The sequence below is a fragment of the Streptomyces sp. NPDC057638 genome (genome assembly GCF_042800315.1).
GTDB lineage: Bacteria > Actinomycetota > Actinomycetes > Streptomycetales > Streptomycetaceae > Streptomyces.
The window spans coordinates 1-3,206 of record NZ_JBHVHF010000527.1 but is presented as its reverse complement, the minus strand read 5'-3'; the positions used below and the strand labels follow the sequence as shown (position 1 = coordinate 3,206).

The window sequence follows — 3,206 nt, the reverse complement described above, 5'->3', positions numbered from 1 at the left end:
AACACAGTGGACGCGAGCAACTGAGGACAAGCCCTCGGCCTATTAGTACCGGTCACCTTCACCAGTTACCTGGCTTCCAGATCCGGCCTATCAACCCAGTCGTCTACTGGGAGCCTTACCCCCTCAAGGGGGTGGGAGTCCTCATCTCGAAGCAGGCTTCCCGCTTAGATGCTTTCAGCGGTTATCCCTCCCGAACGTAGCCAACCAGCCATGCCCTTGGCAGAACAACTGGCACACCAGAGGTTCGTCCGTCCCGGTCCTCTCGTACTAGGGACAGCCCTTCTCAAGACTCCTACGCGCACAGCGGATAGGGACCGAACTGTCTCACGACGTTCTAAACCCAGCTCGCGTACCGCTTTAATGGGCGAACAGCCCAACCCTTGGGACCGACTCCAGCCCCAGGATGCGACGAGCCGACATCGAGGTGCCAAACCATCCCGTCGATATGGACTCTTGGGGAAGATCAGCCTGTTATCCCCGGGGTACCTTTTATCCGTTGAGCGACGGCGCTTCCACAAGCCACCGCCGGATCACTAGTCCCGACTTTCGTCCCTGCTCGACCCGTCGGTCTCACAGTCAAGCTCCCTTGTGCACTTACACTCAACACCTGATTGCCAACCAGGCTGAGGGAACCTTTGGGCGCCTCCGTTACTCTTTAGGAGGCAACCGCCCCAGTTAAACTACCCATCAGACACTGTCCCTGATCCGGATCACGGACCCAGGTTAGACATCCAGCACGACCAGAGTGGTATTTCAACAGCGACTCCACCTGAACTGGCGTCCAAGCTTCACAGTCTCCCACCTATCCTACACAAGCCGAACCGAACACCAATATCAAACTGTAGTAAAGGTCCCGGGGTCTTTCCGTCCTGCTGCGCGAAACGAGCATCTTTACTCGTAGTGCAATTTCACCGGGCCTATGGTTGAGACAGTCGAGAAGTCGTTACGCCATTCGTGCAGGTCGGAACTTACCCGACAAGGAATTTCGCTACCTTAGGATGGTTATAGTTACCACCGCCGTTTACTGGCGCTTAAGTTCTCAGCTTCGCCCCACCGAAATGGAGCTAACCGGTCCCCTTAACGTTCCAGCACCGGGCAGGCGTCAGTCCGTATACATCGCCTTACGGCTTCGCACGGACCTGTGTTTTTAGTAAACAGTCGCTTCTCGCTGGTCTCTGCGGCCACCCCCAGCTCACCGTGTAAAACAGATCACCAGGAATGGCCCCCCTTCTCCCGAAGTTACGGGGGCATTTTGCCGAGTTCCTTAACCATAGTTCACCCGAACGCCTCGGTATTCTCTACCTGACCACCTGAGTCGGTTTAGGGTACGGGCCGCCTTGAAACTCGCTAGAGGCTTTTCTCGACAGCATAGGATCATCCACTTCACCACAATCGGCTCGGCATCAGGTCTCACCCTCATGTGCGACGGATTTACCTACCGCACGGGCTACACCCTTACCCCGGGACAACCACCGCCCGGGCTGGACTACCTTCCTGCGTCACCCCATCACTTACCTACTACAAGTCTGGGTCATCGGCTCCACCACTCCCCCTCACTCCGAAGAGATCAGGGGCGGCTTCACGGACTTAGCATCGCTCGCCTCGATACTGGGCGCTTCAAAGCGGGTACCGGAATATCAACCGGTTGTCCATCGACTACGCCTGTCGGCCTCGCCTTAGGTCCCGACTTACCCTGGGCAGATCAGCTTGACCCAGGAACCCTTAGTCAATCGGCGCACACGTTTCCCACGTGTGAATCGCTACTCATGCCTGCATTCTCACTCGTGAACCATCCACCACTGCCTTCCGGCGCGGCTTCACCCGGCACACGACGCTCCCCTACCCATCACAGCGGGCGTTGGCCCTCATGCTGCAATGACACGACTTCGGCGGTACGCTTGAGCCCCGCTACATTGTCGGCGCGGAATCACTTGACCAGTGAGCTATTACGCACTCTTTCAAGGGTGGCTGCTTCTAAGCCAACCTCCTGGTTGTCTCTGCGACTCCACATCCTTTCCCACTTAGCGTACGCTTAGGGGCCTTAGTCGATGCTCTGGGCTGTTTCCCTCTCGACCATGGAGCTTATCCCCCACAGTCTCACTGCCGCGCTCTCACTTACCGGCATTCGGAGTTTGGCTAAGGTCAGTAACCCGGTAGGGCCCATCGCCTATCCAGTGCTCTACCTCCGGCAAGAAACACACGACGCTGCACCTAAATGCATTTCGGGGAGAACCAGCTATCACGGAGTTTGATTGGCCTTTCACCCCTAACCACAGGTCATCCCCCAGGTTTTCAACCCTGGTGGGTTCGGTCCTCCACGACCTCTTACAGCCGCTTCAACCTGCCCATGGCTAGATCACTCCGCTTCGGGTCTTGAGCGCGCTACTAAAACGCCCTATTCGGACTCGCTTTCGCTACGGCTTCCCCACACGGGTTAACCTCGCAACACACCGCAAACTCGCAGGCTCATTCTTCAAAAGGCACGCAGTCACGACATGCAAGTAAACTTGCATGCGACGCTCCCACGGCTTGTAGGCACACGGTTTCAGGTACTATTTCACTCCGCTCCCGCGGTACTTTTCACCATTCCCTCACGGTACTATCCGCTATCGGTCACCAGGGAATATTTAGGCTTAACGGGTGGTCCCGCCAGATTCACACGGGATTTCTCGGGCCCCGTGCTACTTGGGTGTCTCTCAAGCAAGCCGCTAGTATTTCAGCTACGGGGGTCTTACCCTCTACGCCGGGCCTTTCGCATGCCCTTCGCCTATACCAACGGTTTCTGACTCGCCTCACAGCCGGCAGACTGTGAAAGAGAGATCCCACAACCCCGCATAAGCAACCCCTGCCGGGTATCACACCTATACGGTTTGGCCTCATCCGGTTTCGCTCGCCACTACTCCCGGAATCACGGTTGTTTTCTCTTCCTGAGGGTACTGAGATGTTTCACTTCCCCTCGTTCCCTCCACACTGCCTATGTGTTCAGCAGTGGGTGACAGCCCATGACGACTGCCGGGTTTCCCCATTCGGAAACCCCCGGATCAAAGCCTGGTTGACGACTCCCCGGGGACTATCGCGGCCTCCCACGTCCTTCATCGGTTCCTGGTGCCAAGGCATCCACCGTGCGCCCTTAAAAACTTGGCCACAGATGCTCGCGTCCACTGTGCAGTTCTCAAACAACGACCAGCCACCCACCACCCCACCCC

1 rRNA gene is annotated in these 3,206 nt (G+C 57.1%); it reads right to left on the bottom strand.

Going from position 1 to position 3,206, the window contains the following annotated elements:
- Positions 1-22 precede the first annotated feature (22 nt).
- Positions 23-3,144: ribosomal RNA gene (locus ACFVIM_RS34340) — 23S ribosomal RNA — on the bottom strand.
- Positions 3,145-3,206: the final 62 nt, after the last annotated feature.